Annotated in this window: 1 protein-coding gene; it reads left to right on the top strand. The window is 59.5% G+C overall.

The window, feature by feature from the left end:
• Positions 1–61: 61 nt before the first annotated feature.
• On the top strand, positions 62–1,153 hold the full coding sequence (locus tag THS27_RS26250) for an IS630 family transposase (RefSeq protein WP_085595957.1): 1,092 nt from the start codon (positions 62–64) through the stop codon (positions 1,151–1,153).
• Positions 1,154–1,178: the final 25 nt, after the last annotated feature.

Below are 1,178 nucleotides of genomic sequence, written 5' to 3'. Positions count from 1 at the left end.
CCTAGTGTTCTTCACCTGACAGAAGATTCCCAAGGTTGGCAAAGTGTGTCATACTCATCACATGAGACGCACCGATATCTGCCTTTACCTTGGCCCCGCTGACCGCGCCGAGCTTCAAGCTCTGATCACCAACCGCAACACGGCGCGCAAGCTTGCGTGGCGTGCCGAGATCGTGGTTGCGACGGCGGACGGTCACGGCACGTTTGAGATTATGCGCCGTGCGGGGACGTCGAAGCCGACGGTCTGGCGCTGGCAACAGCGGTATCTGGATGAAGGTGTAGAAGGCCTCAAACGCGACAAGACACGCCCCTCGCGGGTGCCGCCATTGCCGATGGAAACAAGACTGAAGGTCATCGCCAAGACGGTTCAGGAGGTGCCGCCCAATGCCACCCATTGGAGCCGCACGCTGATGGCCGAGGCTATGGGCATCTCACCGTCGAGCGTCGGTCGCATATGGGCGGAAGCTGGCTTGAAACCACATCTCACGAAGGGCTTCAAAGTCTCCAATGATCCGCTGTTCGAGGAAAAGATCACGGATATCGTCGGTCTCTACCTCGATCCACCGGATCGGGCTGTGGTTCTGTGTGTCGATGAAAAGTCGCAGATCCAGGCGCTGGATCGGACGCAGCCCGGGCTCCCGCTCAAGAAGGGGCGCGCCGCCACCATGACCCACGATTACAAGCGCCACGGCACGACCACGCTCTTCGCCGCGCTGGATGTGAAGTCCGGCAAGGTGATCGGAGACTGCATGCTGCGGCACAGGGCCAAGGAGTTCCTGAAATTTCTGCGGCAGATCGACAAGGCCGTGCCCCCGCGGCGCGACGTGCATTTGGTGCTCGACAACTACGCCACCCACAAGACGCCCGAGGTGAAGGCATGGCTGGAAAAGCATCTCCGCTTCAAGCTGCATTTCACCCCCACCAGCGCCTCATGGCTGAACCTCGTGGAGCGCTTTTTCGCCGAAATCACTGCAAAGCGCATCCGACGCGGCAGTTACACCAGCGTCGATGATCTCGAGACTGCGATCTACGACTACCTCGCCCGGCATAACGAGGCACCCACGCCCTTCAGGTGGACCAAAACCGCCGAAAATATCCTCACCCGCGAACGCCGTGCGATCAACAAACTCGATGAAATCAGAGGAAACAGGTAGGATCTGTCAGACTCGGAACACTAGC

This window comes from Thalassospira sp. MCCC 1A01428, assembly GCF_002115825.1.
Taxonomy (GTDB): domain Bacteria; phylum Pseudomonadota; class Alphaproteobacteria; order Rhodospirillales; family Thalassospiraceae; genus Thalassospira.
This window is presented reverse-complemented; position numbering and strand designations above follow the sequence as displayed.